Origin of the sequence: Mangrovibacterium lignilyticum (genome assembly GCF_010882175.1) — a bacterium.
GTDB lineage: Bacteria > Bacteroidota > Bacteroidia > Bacteroidales > Prolixibacteraceae > Mangrovibacterium > Mangrovibacterium lignilyticum.
Map to the genome: position 1 here is coordinate 1253122 of NZ_WKLH01000001.1, position 19461 is coordinate 1272582.

At 43.5% G+C, this 19461-nt stretch carries 22 protein-coding genes and 1 tRNA gene; 16 read left to right on the forward strand and 7 right to left on the reverse strand.

Translation table 11 applies throughout. The annotated features are described in order from the left end of the window. Positions 1-84: 84 nt before the first annotated feature. The 10 genes from tatC (at position 85) to GJV22_RS05155 (ending at position 8721) form a co-directional block, all read left to right on the forward strand. Entirely contained in the window at positions 85-936 is an 852-nt protein-coding gene (gene tatC / locus GJV22_RS05110; RefSeq protein WP_163709627.1) for a twin-arginine translocase subunit TatC, read from the forward strand. 34 nt (positions 937-970) lie between these two features. Then, entirely contained in the window at positions 971-1693 is a 723-nt protein-coding gene (lptB, locus tag GJV22_RS05115) for an LPS export ABC transporter ATP-binding protein (protein WP_163709630.1), read from the forward strand. A 196-nt stretch (positions 1694-1889) separates the two neighbouring features. Continuing rightward, positions 1890-1971: transfer RNA gene (locus GJV22_RS05120), tRNA-Leu, on the forward strand. Positions 1972-2112: 141 nt separating this feature from the next. Beyond that, positions 2113-3468, forward strand: coding sequence for a trigger factor (gene tig / locus GJV22_RS05125; protein ID WP_163709634.1), 1356 nt, complete (start codon positions 2113-2115; stop codon positions 3466-3468). 130 nt (positions 3469-3598) lie between these two features. Beyond that, positions 3599-4270 carry an ATP-dependent Clp endopeptidase proteolytic subunit ClpP gene (gene clpP, locus GJV22_RS05130; RefSeq protein WP_163709638.1) on the forward strand — a complete coding sequence of 224 codons (672 nt, stop codon included), beginning with the start codon at positions 3599-3601 and terminating at the stop codon, positions 4268-4270. A gap of 28 nt (positions 4271-4298) precedes the next feature. Then, positions 4299-5513, forward strand: coding sequence for an ATP-dependent Clp protease ATP-binding subunit ClpX (gene clpX / locus GJV22_RS05135; RefSeq protein ID WP_163709642.1), 1215 nt, complete (start codon positions 4299-4301; stop codon positions 5511-5513). Positions 5514-5574: 61 nt separating this feature from the next. Then, on the forward strand, positions 5575-6195 hold the full coding sequence (locus GJV22_RS05140) for an ABC transporter ATP-binding protein (protein ID WP_163709647.1): 621 nt from the start codon (positions 5575-5577) through the stop codon (positions 6193-6195). Continuing rightward, positions 6192-6980 carry an ABC transporter permease gene (locus GJV22_RS05145; protein ID WP_163709651.1) on the forward strand — a complete coding sequence of 263 codons (789 nt, stop codon included), beginning with the start codon at positions 6192-6194 and terminating at the stop codon, positions 6978-6980. Before GJV22_RS05140 ends, GJV22_RS05145 begins: the two co-directional genes overlap by 4 nt. 107 nt (positions 6981-7087) lie before the next feature. Next, positions 7088-8095, forward strand: coding sequence for an alpha/beta fold hydrolase (locus GJV22_RS05150; RefSeq protein ID WP_238480283.1), 1008 nt, complete (start codon positions 7088-7090; stop codon positions 8093-8095). A 227-nt stretch (positions 8096-8322) separates the two neighbouring features. After that, positions 8323-8721 carry an HU family DNA-binding protein gene (locus GJV22_RS05155; RefSeq protein WP_163709654.1) on the forward strand — a complete coding sequence of 133 codons (399 nt, stop codon included), beginning with the start codon at positions 8323-8325 and terminating at the stop codon, positions 8719-8721. Positions 8722-8742: 21 nt separating this feature from the next. Here the strand turns inward: GJV22_RS05155 and rmuC are convergent, their stop codons facing one another. Continuing rightward, complete coding sequence (gene rmuC, locus GJV22_RS05160) at positions 8743-10077, reverse strand: DNA recombination protein RmuC (protein WP_163709657.1); 1335 nt, start codon at positions 10075-10077, stop codon at positions 8743-8745. Positions 10078-10100: 23 nt separating this feature from the next. On the opposite strand from rmuC, the gene GJV22_RS05165 reads away from it, so the two are divergent. Beyond that, on the forward strand, positions 10101-10421 hold the full coding sequence (locus tag GJV22_RS05165) for a hypothetical protein (protein ID WP_163709660.1): 321 nt from the start codon (positions 10101-10103) through the stop codon (positions 10419-10421). 11 nt (positions 10422-10432) lie between these two features. Next, on the forward strand, positions 10433-10951 hold the full coding sequence (locus GJV22_RS05170) for an outer membrane beta-barrel protein (RefSeq protein WP_163709663.1): 519 nt from the start codon (positions 10433-10435) through the stop codon (positions 10949-10951). A 130-nt stretch (positions 10952-11081) separates the two neighbouring features. On the opposite strand, the gene GJV22_RS05175 is transcribed toward GJV22_RS05170, so the two are convergent. The 3 genes from GJV22_RS05175 to GJV22_RS05185 all read right to left on the reverse strand — a co-directional run bounded on the left by GJV22_RS05175 (position 11082) and on the right by GJV22_RS05185 (position 12580). Next, positions 11082-11480 carry an HIT family protein gene (locus GJV22_RS05175; RefSeq protein WP_163709665.1) on the reverse strand — a complete coding sequence of 133 codons (399 nt, stop codon included), beginning with the start codon at positions 11478-11480 and terminating at the stop codon, positions 11082-11084. A gap of 6 nt (positions 11481-11486) precedes the next feature. After that, the gene (greA, locus tag GJV22_RS05180; RefSeq protein ID WP_163709667.1) at positions 11487-11960 is read right to left on the reverse strand and encodes a transcription elongation factor GreA; all 474 of its coding nucleotides are present in this window, start codon (positions 11958-11960) and stop codon (positions 11487-11489) included. A 158-nt stretch (positions 11961-12118) separates the two neighbouring features. Beyond that, positions 12119-12580, reverse strand: coding sequence for a hypothetical protein (locus GJV22_RS05185; protein WP_163709670.1), 462 nt, complete (start codon positions 12578-12580; stop codon positions 12119-12121). A 68-nt stretch (positions 12581-12648) separates the two neighbouring features. Between GJV22_RS05185 and GJV22_RS05190 the strand changes: the two genes are divergently transcribed. Next, on the forward strand, positions 12649-13089 hold the full coding sequence (locus GJV22_RS05190) for a Rieske (2Fe-2S) protein (protein ID WP_163709673.1): 441 nt from the start codon (positions 12649-12651) through the stop codon (positions 13087-13089). Here the strand turns inward: GJV22_RS05190 and GJV22_RS05195 are convergent. The 3 genes from GJV22_RS05195 to GJV22_RS05205 form a co-directional block, all read right to left on the reverse strand. Then, positions 13086-13508, reverse strand: a complete 423-nt coding sequence (locus tag GJV22_RS05195; protein WP_163709676.1) for a hypothetical protein — start codon at positions 13506-13508, stop codon at positions 13086-13088. The genes GJV22_RS05190 and GJV22_RS05195 overlap by 4 nt on opposite strands. Positions 13509-13676: 168 nt before the next feature. After that, positions 13677-15095, reverse strand: a complete 1419-nt coding sequence (gene ahcY / locus GJV22_RS05200; protein ID WP_163709678.1) for an adenosylhomocysteinase — start codon at positions 15093-15095, stop codon at positions 13677-13679. Positions 15096-15202: 107 nt separating this feature from the next. After that, positions 15203-16132, reverse strand: a complete 930-nt coding sequence (locus GJV22_RS05205) for a bifunctional riboflavin kinase/FAD synthetase (protein ID WP_163709681.1) — start codon at positions 16130-16132, stop codon at positions 15203-15205. Between the two features lie 155 nt (positions 16133-16287). Between GJV22_RS05205 and GJV22_RS05210 the strand changes: the two genes are divergently transcribed. The 3 genes from GJV22_RS05210 (at position 16288) to GJV22_RS05220 (ending at position 19393) form a co-directional block, all read left to right on the forward strand. Next, entirely contained in the window at positions 16288-17436 is a 1149-nt protein-coding gene (locus tag GJV22_RS05210; protein ID WP_163709684.1) for a TlpA disulfide reductase family protein, read from the forward strand. A gap of 94 nt (positions 17437-17530) precedes the next feature. Further along, positions 17531-18283, forward strand: a complete 753-nt coding sequence (locus GJV22_RS05215) for a UDP-2,3-diacylglucosamine diphosphatase (protein WP_238480284.1) — start codon at positions 17531-17533, stop codon at positions 18281-18283. A gap of 33 nt (positions 18284-18316) precedes the next feature. After that, a complete protein-coding gene (locus GJV22_RS05220) occupies positions 18317-19393 on the forward strand; it encodes a 3-oxoacyl-ACP synthase III family protein (RefSeq protein ID WP_163709687.1) in 1077 nt (358 codons plus the stop codon). Positions 19394-19461 lie beyond the last annotated feature (68 nt).

Genomic DNA, 19461 nt, shown 5'->3' on the forward strand with positions numbered 1-19461 from the left:
AGTACAATTATGAATATAAAACTATATTTGTTCCCGCCTGCACAACCCAATTCGTGCAGTTAAGTTTCAACCCATTTGCGCATTATGGCCGAAGAGCAAAGCACAAAAAAAAAGAAGAAAACAAAAGTCGAAGAAGAAGAAATGTCCTTTCTCGACCATCTGGAAGTTCTGCGATGGCATTTAATCCGGGCATTCGCTTCTGTATTTATTTTCTCGATTTTGGCATTTATTAATAAGGACATCATATTCGATAAAATCATCATGAGTCCGAAGTTACCTGGTTTTTGGACCAATCGAATGTTCGGGAAACTGGCGGACTTAACAGGGGCTGATTCGCTTCGAATCAATACCTCGGAGTTAAAATTAATCAGCATCTCCATGTCGGGACAGTTCATGACTCACATCTGGACATCGATTATTGCCGGATTGATCATTGCTGCGCCTTATGTTATCTGGGAATTTTGGCGTTTTATAAAACCTGCCCTTTACGACACCGAGCGACAACATTCCATTGGTGCCGTTTTCTATATGACATTCCTTTTCCTGACCGGTATTCTTTTTGGTTACTATCTAATAGTGCCTTTATCCGTTCACTTTTTAGGATCGTATTCCATTAGTGTCGAAGTAGCCAATCAAATCAACATATTATCGTACATCAGTACGGTTACATCAATTACTCTGGCCTCCGGCGTTATTTTCGAACTACCGGTATTTGTGTATTTCCTGAGCAAAGTGGGAATACTCACCCCCGAGATGATGAAAAAGTATCGCCGTCATGCCTATGTCATTCTGTTAATACTTTCAGCAATCATCACTCCACCCGATGTATTTAGCCAGATCATGGTTTGTCTGCCCCTGGTTTTTCTGTACGAGGTTGGAATTGTTATTTCGAGAAGAGTTCAGAAAAAAGCGAAGGAAGCCATGGACGCCATTTAATATTGTAATTTTGCAGCAAAAGCACAATTAAGCTATGAAGTTAAGAGCCGATAACATTGTAAAGAAATATAAAAAGAGAACGGTCGTAAAAGGCGTGTCATTTGAAGTCAATCAAGGTGAAATTGTAGGGCTACTGGGTCCCAACGGTGCCGGCAAAACAACGTCATTTTACATGATTGTTGGATTGGTTCAACCCTTGAGTGGTAATGTTTACCTCGATGATATGAACATTACCAACATGCCTGTTTACAAGCGAGCTCAAAAAGGCATCGGCTATCTGGCACAGGAAGCGTCCGTTTTTCGGAAATTAAGCATTGAAGACAACCTGCGCGCAGTTTTGGAAATGACCAAACTAAGCAAACAGGCACAAATCGAAAAAACAGAATCGCTGCTGGAAGAATTCAGACTAACCCACATTCGGAAAAGTAAAGGCTATCAACTTTCAGGGGGCGAACGACGCCGTTGTGAAATTGCCCGGGCACTCGCTATCGACCCGAAATTCGTATTGCTGGACGAACCTTTTGCGGGGGTCGACCCAATTGCTGTTGAAGATATCCAGGACATCGTTCGGACTTTGGTCGAAAAAAACATTGGCGTTTTGATTACAGACCACAATGTACATGAAACCTTATCGATCACCGACCGCTCTTACCTGTTGTTCGAAGGCTCGATTCTTAAAGCAGGTACAGCCGAAGACCTGGCAAACGATGAAGATGTCCGTCGTGTTTACCTGGGGCAAAACTTCACCTTGCGTTAGCAAATCCCGTCAACAGAGATTCTCAACTCCCCTAATACCAACACACACAGCTGCAATACAGCGCCTTCAACTAATTAATCCGCTCAATGTCAACCCCTAAACACCTGAGCAATTCTATTTTCCACCTTTTTCATAAAAAAGATTCACGAAGCACTTGGGGAATAAAAAAAAATGCTCTACATTTGCGCCTCGATTAGCGGACGTGGCGGAATTGGTAGACGCGCTAGACTTAGGATCTAGTGCCAAACGGCGTGGGGGTTCGAGTCCCTTCGTCCGCACAAAAGAAAGCTCAACCGCTATGCTTGGCGAATTCGCCAAGCAAGCGGTTTTTATTGATTTTAGACGTTGGAGAACAACCAACTTTCGATGGTAACTATTTGGTTATCAGATCTTTTTCCAAAAAATTAAGTGGAACTTTTATGAATATTACAAAAGACAACATCAACGAGCTAAATGCTACAATTACCGTAAAAATTGAAAAAAACGATTACGAAGCTACGGTAAATGAAGTTTTGAAAGACTATCGCAAAAAGGCTAACATGCCTGGCTTCCGTCCTGGTAAAGTTCCTGCCGGTTTAGTGAAAAAAATGTACGGAAAAGCCATTTTGGCCGATGAAGTCAACAAGATGTTATCTAATAATTTGTCAAAATATTTGGTTGACGAGAAATTAGACATTTTGGGAGAGCCTCTTCCAAACGAAGAAAAACAACCAAAAATTGACTGGGATACTACTGAAGATTTCGAATTCGTATTCGACATTGCTTTAGCTCCCCAAATTGACGTAAAACTGGATAAACGTAACAAGTTTGGTTACTACAACATCGAAGTTGATGAAGACATGGTAAACAAACAAGTTGAATCATATACAAGCCGTTTCGGACAAAACGAAGTTGCTGAAGTTGCCGGTGAAAAAGACACACTGCGCTGCGACATCGTTCAACTGGATGCTGAAGGCAACGAATTGGAAGATGGAATCAAAGCTGAAAAAGTTGTGATTGCAATCGAACAGATGAAAGACGAAGCCGCTAAAAACGAAGCGATCGGCAAAAAAGCCGGCGACGTATTGGTTTTCGATCCAATCGCTGTTTACGGAGACAGACACGAAGTAGGCCACATGTTGAATGTATCTCATGAAGAAGCTGAGAAAATTGAAGGAAACTTCAAATTCACCATCGCTGAGGTACTGTCATTCCAAGCAGCCGAAATCAACGAAGACTTATTCAAAAAAGCTTTCGGCGATGACACTGAAATCAAAACAGAAGAAGAATTCCGCGCTAAGCTGAAAGCAGAGCTGGCTGAAAACTTCATCTATTCAAGCGATTATAAATTCGCCATGGACAGCCGCGATGCATTGGTTGAAAAAATCAGCATGGAGCTTCCTGAAGAATTCCTGAAACGCTGGTTGAAAGCAACCAACAACGAATTGACTGACGAGCAAATTGAAGCTGATTTCGATAACTTCATGCAAGACCTGCGCTGGCAATTGATCAAAGACCGTTTAGTAAAAGACAACGAGCTTAAAATTGAAGAAGGCGAAATCACCGAATTGGCCAAAAAAGTTGCTGCGATGCAATTCGCCCAATACGGTATGCAAAACGTTCCGGACGAACACCTCGAAAATTACGCCGGACACATTCTTCAAAACGAAGAAGAACGCAAGCGTTTAGCCAATAAAGCAATCGAAGACAAAATCCTGGAAGTGATTAAATCAAAAGTAACCTTGGAAGAAAAACCAATCAGTTACGATGAATTTAACAAACTACTTGAAAAATAGCCCCCGACCATAGGGCAAAAGCATATTTTTTTAACTTTGTAAAAGTCGGTTCTCATGCGCTTTCTAAAAGGTAAGTGAGAAAGTAGAAACCGACTTTTACAAAGTTTTTTTTTAACTGGAGGACTATTAAATGAATGACGCTAAAGAATTCCACAAATATGCTACCAAACACAAGGGTATCAGCAGTTTATCAATGCATCGGTATGATTCTGTTATTACAAGCAGTCTGACACCCTACATCATTGAAGAACGCCAATTGAACGTAGCATCAATGGATGTCTTCTCTCGCTTGATGATGGATCGCATCATTTTCCTGGGAACCCCAATCGATGATTACATTGCCAACATTATACAGGCGCAGTTATTATTTCTGGAATCAACAGATCCAACAAAGGATATTCAGATTTACTTTAACACACCGGGGGGATCTGTTCATGCAGGTTTAGGTATTTATGATACCATGCAATACATTTCACCCGACATCGCCACCATTTGTACAGGAATGGCAGCCTCAATGGGAGCTGTGCTGTTAACAGCCGGAACCAAAGGCAAACGCTCTGCACTAAAACACTCACGCGTGATGATTCACCAGCCAATGGGTGGTGCTCAAGGTCAGGCATCTGACATTGAAATTACAGCTCGTGAAATTCTGAAGCTGAAGAAAGAATTGTACGACATTATCGCTAAACACGCCGAAAAATCATACGAAGAAGTTGAACGTGATGCTGACCGGGACTACTGGATGACATCAGAAGAAGCCCAGGCTTATGGTATGATCGACGAACTTTTAGTGAGAAGCTAAAGTTATTTGACAAAGGAGAAATTACACTATGGATAAATGTTCTTTTTGCGGACGGGAGAAAAAAGATGTAAACCTGCTGATTGCCGGGATGGAAGGTCACATCTGTGACCGATGTATTGAGCAGGCGTATGCCATTGTCGAGGAAGAATTCAAAACTGATACTGAATTTGACTTGTCTGGCGTTCAGCTCCTGAAACCAAAAGAAATTAAAGAGTTTTTGGATCAGTACGTCATCGGTCAGGATCAGGCTAAAAAAATCCTTTCCGTTGCGGTTTACAATCACTATAAGCGTTTGAACCAAAAGGCACAGTCGGACGAAACAGAAATTGAAAAGTCAAACATCATTTTAGTTGGCCAAACCGGAACTGGTAAAACATTGCTGGCCCGGACGATCGCTAAAATGCTACATGTGCCCTTCACCATTGTTGACGCAACGGTACTCACCGAAGCCGGTTATGTGGGTGAAGACGTGGAAAGCTTGTTAACCCGCCTGTTGCAGGCTGCCGATTACAATGTTGAAGCAGCTGAGCGAGGTATCGTTTTTATTGACGAGATTGATAAAATTGCCCGTAAAGGTGATAATCCGTCCATTACCCGCGATGTTTCCGGAGAAGGTGTTCAGCAAGGTTTGCTGAAACTGCTGGAAGGTTCAACAGTGAACGTTCCGCCACAAGGAGGACGCAAGCACCCCGAACAAAAGATGATTGCCGTGAATACCAAAAATATTCTTTTCATCTGTGGTGGTGCATTCGATGGTATCGAGAAAAAGATCGCCAACCGCATGAACACAAAAGTCGTTGGTTACGGTGCCCAAAAGAAAAGCGATAAAGTTGACAAGGAAAACCTGTTGCAGTATGTTGCTCCTCAGGATCTGAAAAGCTTTGGTTTGATTCCGGAGATCATCGGTCGTTTGCCGGTTCTCACTTACCTGAAACCGCTCGACAGAGAAGCACTGCGCGACATCCTGACTGAGCCGAAGAACTCCCTGATCAAACAATACGTCAAGCTATTTGCGCTCGACGAAATTAAACTTGCCTTTGAAGAAGGTGCTTTAGAGTACATTGTTGACAAAGCAGTTGAGTTTAACCTGGGAGCACGGGGTCTCCGTTCTATTTGTGAAAATATCATGATTGATGCCATGTACGACAGTCCGTCTGATGGTGTGAAGGAATTGCTAATTTCACGGGAATATGCGGAATCCAAGTTTGACAACGAAGATCATCATCGCTTAAAAGCAAGCTAAAATATTAAATGCCGGATTCATTTCCGGCATTTTTACTTTTGTCAAACCTTACTTATGCTTCATGATTCGCTTTAAAGACGTTTCCCTGAAGTTGGGGAATAAGCAATTACTCGAGCACTTCAATCTCAACATCGCGAAAGGCGATAAGATTGTCATTTCCGCTCCTTCCGGCAGCGGCAAATCGACCCTGTTAAAACTCATCCTGGGATTTCACCAAGCCGATCAGGGCAAAATCATCTTCAACCAAAAGGAAGTAAATTCCGAAAACATGCGCGCCATCCGGAGCCAAATCGGGTACCTGAGCCAGGATATCGACCTCCCGAACGGCAAGGTCGAAGAGGTCTTCAACGAAATCTTTCATTATACAGCCAACAAGAACCTGCCATTTAGCCAACAACTGCTGCTGGAAAAGATTCGCGAGGTACAGCTGGGCGAGGATATTCTGCAAAAGAACACCAGTGACATTTCAGGCGGAGAGCGCCAACGCCTCGGCTGGATCCTGATTATGCTGCTGGACCGCCCGGTGCTGCTACTGGACGAACCAACCTCTGCACTGGACGAACCAATGAAACACTTTTTCGTCGATTACATGAAGCACACAAACAAAACGGTTATCTGCTCCAGCCACGATAAAGAGTGGCAAACCGAGCCTATCCGGGTCATCTCAAATCTACTCTTATGAACACACCCCTTATCAGTACAAGCGGGATCCTGGCAGGTCTGTTACTCCTTGTTCCAGTTGTGCTGCTGGTGTGGAAACTGAAACTGGGTTTCAACCGGAAGCTTTTGATTTCGGTTGCCCGAATGCTGGTACAACTTGGCCTTGTTGCGGTATACCTGATCTACATTTTCAAACTCGACAATGTGTTTATCAACCTGGCCTATGTGTTTATGATGGTGTTTTTTGCGGCTCTTTCCGGCATCAAAAACTCAGCGCTCCGGCTGAAGCGCTTCCTGACACCCACTTTTTTGGCCATGCTTATCCCCACCATCTTCACCCTGATGTACTTCAACCTGGCGATTGTCCAGATTGAAAACCTGACAAGAGCCGACATCCTGATTCCGATTTGCGGACTACTGTTGGGGAACATTTTACGGTCGAATATTGTGGCGCTGAAAACCTTCTTCACCCTCGCTGTAAAAGAGGAAAAGGTGTACCTCTACCTGCTTGCAACCGGTGCCAGCCGCAGCGAAGCACTACGGCCCTTTTTCAAAGAAGCGGTACGCACAGCCATGGCGCCCAATATTGCCACGATGGCTACAGCCGGTTTGGTCTCGCTTCCCGGGGTCATGACCGGTCAGATTCTTGGAGGTTCCGATCCGGCACTGGCAGTAAAATACCAAATCATGGTGATGTTGATTATCTTTTTCACCGGGCTTCTAAGTATCATCCTTCAGCTGCTGTTTGCCAGTAGCCAGGGCTTCGACAAAAACGACCGGTTGGATAAACGCATATTCCGCCCCTAACCGGCGATCGTCTTATCAATTATTAACAAAACAATTCGTCCCCGCCATCAACCATCGCGATTACGGACTGTTCTTCTTTTCAACAAACTCCAAAAAGAAAGCAGCATATGAATTTGAAGAAGATGATGAGTTTTGTACTCGTATCGCTCAGCCTGATCAGTATCACCACGGCCCAAAGCAGCCAATTAAAAGAACTGGATATCAATCTCGAAAATTACGACTATCCGTTTCCGGTGCATTTTATTACGCTCAACAACCAACACGTTAAGCTGGAAATGGCCTATATGGACGTTCATCCTGAACATCCAAACGGCAAAAACATCCTGCTGTTGCATGGGAAGAATTTCAACGGCGCTTACTGGGAACAAACAGCCAAACGCTTGGCTGACGAAGGGTTTCGGGTGATTATCCCTGATCAGATCGGCTTCGGCAAGTCGACCAAACCGGCCAATTACCAGTACACCTTCCAACAATTGGCTCTGAACACCAAAGCCATCCTCGACAGCCTGGGGATTGAGCAAACGAGCGTGCTCGGACACTCCATGGGCGGCATGCTGGCAACCCGTTTTGTGTTGATGTTTCCGGAACGGACCGATAAATTCATCCTCGAAAACCCCATCGGGCTGGAAGACTGGAAGCTGAAAGTGCCTTACAAACCCGTTGACTGGTGGTACCAGAGTGAATTGAAAAAATCGTACGAAGGCATTAAAAAGTACCAGCTGGAAAGCTATTACGACAACAAGTGGAAGCCCGAATACGACGAGTGGGTGAACCTGTTGGCCGGCTGGACACTGAATACAGACTACCCGATCATTGCGTGGAATGCTGCGCTGACCTACGATATGATTTTCACCCAACCGGTGTGCTACGAGTTTAAAGATGTGACCGCCCCAACCCTGCTCATCATCGGGCAGCGCGACCGCACAGCCCTGGGCAAGCCGCTGGTAAGCCCCGAAGTACGGGCCACCATGGGCAATTACCCCGAACTAGGCCGCCAAACGCAGCGCGAAATTAAAGGCAGCCAGCTGGTCGAAATCGATAACATTGGCCACTTGCCGCACATCGAAGCCTTCGACCGGTTTATTGAACCCTTGGTGAAATTCCTGAAAGAATAGCAGCAAAAAACCCCGATGAACAGGTAATTCCGGCCATCGGATCACCTTGTTAAGCACCTTCGGTAAGGAGAAGACAGACCAACTTCAGTGTTGTATTGGAATTTTAATACCTGTTAAAAATATTTTTAACAGGTATTAAAATATTTTTTGATACGTATCATTTTAGATTTTAATACGTATTAAAATTTTAAACCACAGGTATAAACTAATTCAAATATCGTGAAGTTATGAGCGTTAAATACCGACTAATACAGCAAGCCACGCCGGGGATCAAAGGCGGAGGACAGTACAAATACTACGCAAGAGCCTGCGAACGCCGCAAAGTTACGCTCGACGAAATCGCGGATACGCTTTCGCACCGGTCGTCGCTGACCCGCGGCGATGTTGTTGCAACATTGGTTGGCCTGGTCGATTTAATCCCCGATTTGCTCCTGAACAACAACACGGTGGAGCTGGGCGAACTGGGTACGTTCAGCCTTAATTTGAAAAGCAAGGGATCGGTTGAGCCGCGGGCGGATGGTTTCCGCCTGATCGACAGGGCCGACATTAGTTTTCTGCCCAGCCCGCGCATGAAAAAGGCGGTGAAGAACGCCGAATACAGCAAGTCGAAAACCAGCGAGTGGTGAGCCCGCCCGCGCTGCGGAAGTCTACTCGTCCAAATATTTGGCGGGCAATTCTTTGCTGGCTTTGGCGCCCAGCTCGCGCAATTTTTCGGCCGAACGGATCAGGTTTCCACGGCCGTCGTACAGCTTATTCATCGCCAAATCGTAGTTCTTGCGGGTCTGATCAAGGTTATTCCCAACCTTCTCCAGGTCGGCAATGAAGTTCACAAACTTGTCGTAAAGTTTCCCCCCTTGCTCTGCAATTTCCAGCGCATTGCGGGTTTGATTTTCCTGTTGCCAGATAGAGGCAATGGTTCGTAAAGTAGCCAGCAGGGTTGAAGGACTGACAATCACAACCTTGTTATCCCAGGCGAAAGAAAACAGCTCCTGATCGGCTTCGATGGCCACACTGAAGGAAGATTCGATGGGCACAAACAGCAAGACAAAATCGGGGCTGTTAATGCCCTGAGCCAGCTGGTAATGTTTATCGCTGAGCAGTTTCACATGCGACTTTAAACTTTGCAGGTGTTCCTTGATGAACTTCGAACGATCGTCCTCTTCCGTTGAATTCACCCAGCGCTCGTAGGCCACCAGCGACACTTTGGAGTCGACAATAATGTGCTTCTGATCGGGCAGGTTGATCACAATGTCGGGTTGAATCCGCTGCCCGTTCTCATTCAGGGTGCTGAACTGCTTGCTATACTCCTGCCCTTCTTTCAAGCCCGACCGCTCGAGGATTTTCTCCAGAATTACTTCGCCCCAGTTGCCTTGTTTCTTCACATCGCCCTTCAGCGCTTTGGTCAGGTTGTTCGCCTCGTCGCTGATCTTCATGTTCAGATCGTGCAGCTTTTTCAACTCCGCCTTCAGGTCCGTCTGATCTTTCAAGCCTTTCTCGTAAGTATCTTCAACCTTCTTTTCAAACAACTGAATCTTCTCGCGCAATGGCGTTAAAATTTCACTGATGTTCTTTTGGTTCACCAACGTAAATTCCTGCGAATTCTGCTTTAGTATTTTATTGGCCACATTCTCAAATTCGGTGGTAAATTTCTTTTGAAGCTCTTCCATTTCCTGTTTCTGCGAAGCCAGCTTCTCGCGCAAATTGGCAAATTCAACCTCCGCTTTGGCTAAGCGCTCGGCCTTTTGCGCGCGCTCCAGCTCCGTTTGCCCCAACTGTTCATTCAGACGGCCTTTCTCGGCGTGCAAATTAGACACGCGTTCCTCCAGCTGTGCCTTATTCCTTTCGTACTCGGTTTGTGCTGCTATCCGCTCGGTTTCGAACGACTTTGTCTCTAACTCCTGAGATTTTGATTTCAATTTAAAAACAAGAAATGCCACTAAAAAACCAATTAGCAGGCCCGCAAGCAGATAGATAAATTCCATTGTAGATCAATTTTGATGGCTAAATGTACGAAGAACTAACACACGAGAAAAGAAAGATCCGGATGAATTCGCTACCGCATTATGGCCGGCTGCTAGCGGTTCGAAGCGCGGTTTTAAAGTCGATTGTTGGGGAAATAATTTTCGTTCAGCCGGTTGAATGGCGAAACATTATTGTAAAATCTGTCCGTTCGTGCTTTATACCTGGACGCAACGTCGTAAATTTATACCAGCGATTCATCACAACAGGGTATTCCCACGATGCCAATCAATACCTGGCACACCAATTGCCGACTCAAAGCATCGGAATGAAGCCCCACACGAAACAATTTAAAAACAACAATTAAAAACAAGGACAATGAAAAGATTTATCGGATTAGCAACAATTATGCTTTTGGTATTCACGCTGCATGCGCAGGATACGAAGCTGGGCGTGCGTGTCGGTTACCAGAATACCCGCATGTCGGTTGACGGCGACAAGGTCGGAGATACCGGGAACTCGTTCTACTTAAACGTATACAAAGATTCCAAAATCATCCCGTTCCTGTTTTTCCATAGCGGGATTCAGTATTCGCAGGCAAAAGCGGGATTCGACAATGGCGATTACCGGATCAATTACCTGGGCGCGCCGATCGGCTTGAAGGCCAAAGTCGGGCCTTTGTATGGTTTAGCCGGAGCGACTTTCAACGTAAAACTAAGCGACGACAACTCTCCGACCGGCGAATCAGCCAAATGGTACGATACCAATACCTTTGTCGGACTGGGATTCAGCTTTTTGATGCTGAATGTTGAAGGGCGTTACGCGTGGGGTTTAACCGACATTAACCAAGGCATTCATAACAATGCGTTCCAGATTGGGTTAGGGTTGAGATTCTAACCATCGAAATAGCAAAAAGGAAAAAGGCATCTGCCAATTGGAAGCAGGTGCCTTTTCTTTTGAATATTTTCGTTAGCGGGACAGCAACAGTCACAAAAAAACCACCAGGAGTACTGATGGTTCAATTCATTTAAAGCGAAATATGTTGAGCAATCAATTCAGCTGCTTCCGCGAATTCTTCAGGTGTAAATTTCTTTTTATCTGAAAAATTCAAGAGATCAGCTTCAGACTGCATGGGTACCAAGTGAATATGCGCATGCGGAACTTCGAGACCTAAAACCATCACCCCGACTTTCGCACAAGGGATCGCTTCTTTCAGCCCTTTGGCCACTTTTCGGGCAAACAACTGAAGGCCGGTATAGGTATCGTCATCCAAATCAAACAGGTAGTCAACTTCTTTTTTAGGAATAACCAACACGTGCCCTTTAGCTACCGGAAAGATATCCAGGAAAGCCAGGTAGTTGTCATCCTCTGCCACTTTGTAGGCCGGGATTTCTCCTTGAACGATTCGGGTAAACAAACTAGCCATAACGCATTAAAGTGAAATGTCCACAATTTCGAATGCAACAACTCCTGATGGAACCTTAATGTCCACCACATCACCAACCTTTTTGCCAATCAAGCCTTTGGCAATTGGTGTTTCAATCGATATTTTTCCCGATTTCAGATCTGCTTCGTGCTCTGAAACTATCGTGTAAACCATCGTTGCATTGTTCTTTTTATTTTTGATGGTTACTTTGTTCAGAATCTGTACTTTGTCAGTATCGATTTTTGATTCATCGATAATACGGGCATTTGCAATTTTATCGCGCAAAATGGCGATTTTAGCTTCCAGCATTCCCTGAGCATCTTTGGCTGCATCATATTCCGCATTTTCCGAAATATCACCTTTTTCAATGGCTTCACCAATTTGCTTTGAAATAGACGGACGCTCAACGTTCATCAACTGATCAAGTTCTGCTTTCAGTTTATTTAAACCGTCTTGAGTAATATAGGCTGCCTTTCCCATTTCTTAAACTTTTATTTTTTTGTAAGTGACTTCATATATAAACAAAAAAGAATTCCGACGAGCGGAACTCTTTGTGTATGCAAAGCTATATAAAATATTTGATTTTAACGAACGCTCTTTTCTGATTTTGACTTTAAAACCTTGTCAGTTAAAAAGTTCTAATATTTCCGGTTCAGAATCTCCGAATAGATTACAGCCTTTCTCAGTGAAAAATCTTTGCGTCTAAAATTCTTTGATCTGAATTTCGATTCATCCTCTTTTTGCAGCTTTTCCAACTCTAATGACGTTGATTTCCGTTCCTCTCTCACGTAGCTATGCTTCAATCCTTCCCGCTTAATTGGCTTATATGCCATCCTGGCGGGAGCTTCCATTTTCACGGGAGCTTTCATTTTTTCCTTTTTCGGAGGAGCTGGTTTTACAATCGGGGGAGAAACCATCTCTTGCGGGTTCCCTGTCATAAATACATCATCTTCGAAAAGTTGGTCAAAAATCGAATTCGAAGTTCGTTCCTCTTCATCATCCATACCGCGCATCGCCTGTTCCCTTTTCTTTTTCTGTTGGTTCATGGCGCCAAACACCGATAACACAATTGCTATAATGATAAAAATATAATCTTCCATCGTGATATTTTTGACGGCAATGAAATAAATTGCCCGTACTTTTGGTTTTGCTTATAAAGGTATAAAAAATGAATGGCTTCAAACGATATTTTAAGAGAATTACTTTTGCCCTGTTTACACTAATGCTCACTTGTTATTCCTGTTCCGATAACTTTGAATCGTCAATCCCATATGTTTATGTTTCGATTAACCGAAGTCTGACAAATCTAAATGAGTTATCCATTCCTAGTGGATTTGTGATTTTTCCGAGTGCCGGTTATGGAGGAGTTGTCGTTTTTAACACGGGAATCCCTGATGCAGAATACGTGGCTTTTGACTTAGCTTGTCCCTATGAAGCTGACAATACAATTGTTCTCGAAGTGGACAACTCCGGGATTGGAACATGTCCGACCTGCGGTTCAACATACAACCTATGGCTTAGCGGGGCAATTGAATCCGGCCCAACGACAGAACCTCTTCTACCTTACAGTGCTTTTGTTTCAGGAGGGTATTTATACGTATCCAACTAGAGTTCGAACAAGCGTTCATTCCTCATTTCCAACAGAAAAACCCGGTCAAAGTCTGAATGAAAGAGCCTGTTTTCAAGCTTATTTTGAAAATTAAAATTCACGTTTTGAGTCAGTTGTTCCACATGAATGAGTAACCAAATGCGGTATAATTTTTTTCGTCGGTAAAGAACCAGTTTTTCATTTTTTGCCGTAATTGTCTCCTTCAGGTATGCAAAAATGTTCGTCGGATTCAACAAACCCCCTGTATGATTAATAAAGTCCTGCCCCTTTAGTTCGGTCAGTTCTATGCCGATCGATTTCCTGGTATTGATTTTCAGAATGAAATCAGGCGATTCACCTGCCTGCAGTTTTCCCTTAGGCCATTCGTGATACAAACGGGCAAATTGCTGAATAATAATATGTTCATTTTTCTTATCCATACTTCATGGACCGGATGAAATAAATTTTGTCCTGTTGCAGTACTACACCATGAGCAGAAAGCAGCCCTTCAAAAACCAAAAATAAACCGCACCTTAAGATAAGAAAAAAGCAGCCCAATGAGCTGCTTTCGAATGATATATCAGTTGAAAAATATCTACAAAATAAAATTAATAGCGGTAATGTTCCGGCTTATACGGACCACTTTGCGAAACACCGATGTATGCTGCTTGCTCTTTAGACAATTTGGTCAGTTTTACACCCAGTTGCTCCAGGTGTAAACGAGCGACTTCTTCATCCAATTCTTTTGGCAAACGGTAAACATCCAGTTTGTATTCATTTTTCCACAGTTCAATTTGAGCCAGTGTTTGGTTCGTAAATGAGTTACTCATTACAAAACTTGGATGTCCGGTTGCGCATCCAAGGTTCACCAAACGGCCTTCAGCCAACAAGTAAATCACATGACCATCTTCGTAAGTATATTTGTCAACCTGTGGTTTAATGTTGGTTTTCACCACTCCTGGCCAACGCTCCATACGAGCCACCTGGATTTCGTTGTCAAAGTGACCAATATTACACACAATAGCCTGATCCTTCATGGCAGCCATGTGTTCGGCAGTGATAATATCTTTATTTCCGGTAGTCGTTACATAAATGTTTCCTTCAGAGAGCGCATCTTCCATGGTCTTTACTTCGAATCCTTCCATAGCAGCCTGCAAGGCACAAATCGGGTCAATCTCGGTTACAATTACACGGGCTCCGTAGCCACGCATCGAGCGGGCACATCCTTTACCCACGTCTCCATAACCGGCAACAACCACTACTTTACCGGCAATCATTACATCGGTAGCACGTTTGATACCATCAGCCAATGATTCGCGGCAACCATACAGGTTATCGAATTTCGATTTAGTAACAGAGTCATTCACGTTGATCGCGGGAAACAACAATTTTCCTTCTTCCATCATCTGATACAGGCGATGTACTCCGGTTGTTGTTTCTTCGCTCACTCCTTTAATTTCCTTAACCGCGTTCGTCCAACGTTGTGGCGTTTCGGCAAGGATACGCTTCAATACTTTATCTAATTGAATTTCGTCTTCAGCTTCTAATTCAACATCCAGAATTGAAGGATTTTTTTCGGCTTCATAACCACGGTGAATCATAATGGTCGCATCACCTCCGTCGTCCACAATCAGGTTCGGTCCTAATCCGTTTCCAAAGTCAAGTGCTTTCTCGGTACACCACCAGTATTCAGCTAATGTTTCACCTTTCCAGGCAAACACCGGAACACCGGCAACAGCAATGGCAGCAGCAGCATGATCCTGCGTGCTGAAAATATTACAACTGGCCCATCGTACATCTGCGCCCAATTCAACCAATGTTTCAATCAACACTGCAGTTTGAATAGTCATATGCAAAGAACCCATAATACGGGAACCTTTCAAAGGCTTCTCCGTTGCATATTTATTACGGATTGACATCAATCCGGGCATTTCCTTCTCAGCAATTTCAATTTCTTTACGGCCAAAATCAGCCAACGAAATATCTGCTACTTTGTAATCCAATCGTGTTTCTGTTACTGTAGTCATTCTCAATTAATTTTGGAGTGCAAAGATAACTTTTTCCAATTAAAGAGCCAGCAATTTTTTGGTCGGTTTTCGATTATCTGACCCAAGCGCTAAAGCGCCCTTTTCAACTAGGAAAGTTTCTGAATAATAACGGATTTGTCTTCTTCCAACTGGGCACGTAATTCGTCGATAGAGGCGAATTTCTTTTCATTCCTGATTTTCTGAATAAATTCCAATTCAATCTCGTGATCGTACAGATTACCGTCGAACTGCAAAATATGGACTTCAATGCTCCGGTTATCCGCATTATTATTGACCGTTGGCCTCGTTCCAATATTCAACATTCCAATGTAACGCTCACCCGCAATGTTGACAAAAACAGCATAAACACCATATCCGGGGATTAGCTTGTTCGGGTCCGATGCTTCGATATTAGCGGTAGGGAACTGAATTTTTCGTCCTAACTTCTGTCCTTCAACAACGGTGCCATGTAACGTATAAGGATATCCCAGGTATTTATTGGCAAGTTTGACATCGCCTTCCTGCAGTGATTCCCTGATTTTGGTCGAACTAATATTGACATCGTCCATCAGCAAAACATCGAGCTTTTCAAGTTCGAAATTAAATGCCTCAGACAATCCTTGAAGCATGCTGTAACTTCCTTCCCGGTTTTTACCGAATTTATGATCGTAGCCAACAACGAGCGTCTTTATTCTCAGTTTTTCAACCAAAATGGTGTGCACAAAATCAGTGTAACTTAATTCGGAGAATATTTTGGTGAAGGGATAAATGATCAGGTGGTCAATTCCGGCCTTTTCAAACAGCCTGACTTTTTCGTTTAAAGTTGTCAGCAATCGCAGATTTTTTTCCTCAGGGAACAGAACCAACCGTGGGTGCGGATAAAAAGTGAAGATCACACTTTCCCCCTTTTTCTCCTCCGCAATTTCTCGTAAACGGTTGATAATTTTGAAATGTCCCTCGTGAACCCCGTCAAACGAGCCGATGGTTAAAATGGGATTTTCAACGTGGAAATCATTAATATCTCTGTAAATCTTCATGCTGCTTGTTCTATCAGGCTGGCCAAAATTACATTTTTTGACCTAAACATACCTATTCGGATCACAAAATCATGTTTCAAAAGATTGAATCTTCATAGCCGATTGATGTTGAATTTATTATTTTTACCGCTCGAATAAAAATAAACCAGTACCCAGTGAGAAAATTTGGTGTTCTTCTTTTAGTTATCGCAACTACAATTGTTGCCTGTAACGATTCGTCAAAGTATACTATCAAAGGCCGTATCAGTAATGCGGAAGACAACTATGTTTATTTGGATGAGTTGAAAGTTTCGTCAACCGAAACAATCGATTCAGTCTTGATTGACAAAGACGGTAAATTTAGCTTCAGAGGAAATGTGAGCTATCCGACATTCTTTTTATTACGACTGGCTCGTCAAAACTTCATTACCTTATTGGTCGATTCGGCTGAACAAGTTGAAGTAAACGGTGACGCCGCTAATTTCAGCCGGAAATATTCGGTTACAGGTTCCGAAGGATCCTTGTTTGTGCAGCAGCTCAATCAACATTTGAGCCGAACCAAGCATCAAATGGACTCAATCCGCTCTTTGCAGATTTCGTTTCGTGACGAAGCCGATTATGCGACGAAAAAAGAGCAGTGGGAACAGGAGTACAACGATGTCAAACAAAAGCAAATCGAGTACTCGCAAAAGTTCGTATCAGAACATCCATTCAATATGGCCAATGTCTTGGCGCTTTATCAGAAATTTGACGATGACACCTATGTCATTCAGGATCTGCAGTCATTGAAACTCGCCGCTTCAGCCTTAAATTCGTTCTATCCGCAATCTGAACATGTGAAAGCCCTTTACGGCAACACATTGAAATTGATGCAGGACGAACGAGCTGCAAAAATGAAGCAAATGATTCAGGAGCAAGGTGTAAACAGCCCCGAAATTGTTTTACCCAATCCTGATGGAAAAGAAATTGCCTTGAGCTCGCTACAAGGGAAATATGTGCTGTTGCACTTCTGGTCGGCCATGGATCGTGGCTCACGAATTTTGAACCCCGTTTTGGTTGAAGTTTACAAGAAATATAAATCGAAAGGATTCGAAATCTACCAGGTTTCAGTCGATGAAAACCGCTACGAGTGGTTGGATGCCATTGATAAAGACAAGTTGAGCTGGACAAATGTTGGCGACATGAAAGGAAGTATTCAGGCAGCCAATATGTACAATATTACAACTATACCTTATAACTACCTCCTCGACAAAGAAGGCAAAATCATTGCAAAAGACTTAAAAGGCCCAAATCTGGATCGTTTGTTAGGTGAAATTTTAAAATAGCCAAGCTGTTCAGAAAAATCCCTTTTGCAACAAAAGTTGATTATTTGAACGATGGAAATCATATCTTTGTCAGCATTTTACAAAAATCAGAATTTTGATCGAGCAGGGGCGTAAAATATACTTCATCTCCGATTTACATTTGGGTGCACCGGCATTGAATAACAATGCGGAACGCGAACGCCTCTTTGTAAAATGGTTGGATGAAATTAAGCAGGATGCAGCCATGCTGTTCCTGATGGGTGACATATTTGACTATTGGTTTGAATATAAACATGTGGTACCTCGGGGCTTCACTCGCGCCCTTGGGAAAATAGCGGAAATAGCCGACTCGGGTATTCCGGTGCATTTTTTTACCGGCAATCACGACATTTGGGTTTTCGATTACCTGCCCAATGAATTGGGCATTCAGGTACACTATGAAGAAATGCGGATCACCTTGGGAAATAAAAGGTTTTTCCTTGCTCACGGGGATGGGTTAGACCCCTTTGATACCGGGTACCTTTTCCTGAAAAAAATATTCACGAACCGATTTTTCCAATGGGCATTTGCCCGTGTTCATCCAAACCTTGGAATTTGGGCAGCCCACGCCTGGTCAAAAAAGAGCCGATTGGACAAAGGATTAGGTGATGGATTTAAAGGACCAGACAAAGAAGGCCTCTATGTTTTTGCCAACTCCGTCCTTGAAAAAGAAGAGATTGACTATTTTATTTTCGGACATCGACATTTGTTATTAGATTTGTCGGTTGGAAATCAAAGCCGTTACATTAATCTGGGTGACTGGATTACTCATTTTTCTTACGGCGTTTTTGATGGAGAAAAATTTGAATTAAAGAGATATAAAAAATAAGGATTTGCTCGCGCAGATCTGAAAGTTATTACGATGAAACTTTATACAAAAATTATTGGAACCGGTCGGTGTATTCCGTCAAATGTGGTCAAAAACGACCACTTCATGGATTACAAGTTTTATGATCCTGCCACCCGGAAACCCTTTGATAAAACCAACGAAGAAATTGTCACAAAATTTCAGGAAATTACCAATATTAAGGAACGCCGATGGCTAACTGATGACCAGGTAAACTCAGACCTGGCAGCAATCGCTGTTAAAGACGCCTGCACCTCAGCCGGTGTTGATCCTGAATCGCTTGACTTTATCGTCTTTGGGCACAACTTTGGTGACGTTCATCACGGACAAACCTGTGTTGACACCCTGCCGGGATTGGCAAACCGGGTGAAGAAAATTTTGGACATCAAAAACCCCGGCTGTATCTGCCACGATGTGATCTCCGGTTGTCCGGGTTGGACTCAGGGGATGATTGTTGCCGATGCTTATATCCGCAGCGAGACATTTAAACGCGGTGTGGTCATTGGTGCCGATACGCTTTCCCGAATCTCAGACCCACACGACCGTGATACCATGATCTTCTCCGACGGAGCAGGCGCAACAATTGTTGAAGCTGTCCGGAGCGAAGAACCAATCGGTATTTTAGCACACTCAAGCCGTTCCGACTGCAATCCGTACGCTAATTTGCTGACTTTTGGTCCTTCTCTGAATCCGGATTTCGAAGGGAATGATCTCTTCATTAAAATGGCTGGACATAAATTATATGTCTATGCCCTCAGTCATGTTCCCGGTGTCGTAAAAGACAGCATCGAAAAAGCTGGGTTACAACTGAGCGACATCAAGAAAGTACTCATCCACCAAGCGAACGAGAAAATGGATGAAGCAATCTTGAGAGGAGTTTTCAAACTATACCATGAGAAACAAATCCCGGAAGGTATCATGCCAATGAGCATTGATAAATTGGGGAACTCATCAACAGCAACCGTACCAACCTTGCTCGACCTCATTCTAAAAGGCGACATGGAAGGTCAGGAAATCAACAAGGGAGATTACGTTATTCTGTGTTCTGTTGGAGCCGGAATGAATATTAACTCCATTGTTTATAAATGGTAAATCTATCCAATCCGATATAGAAAGGGCTGCCGACTGGCAGCCCTTTTTTTGTTTCCCTTTCAAAAAAA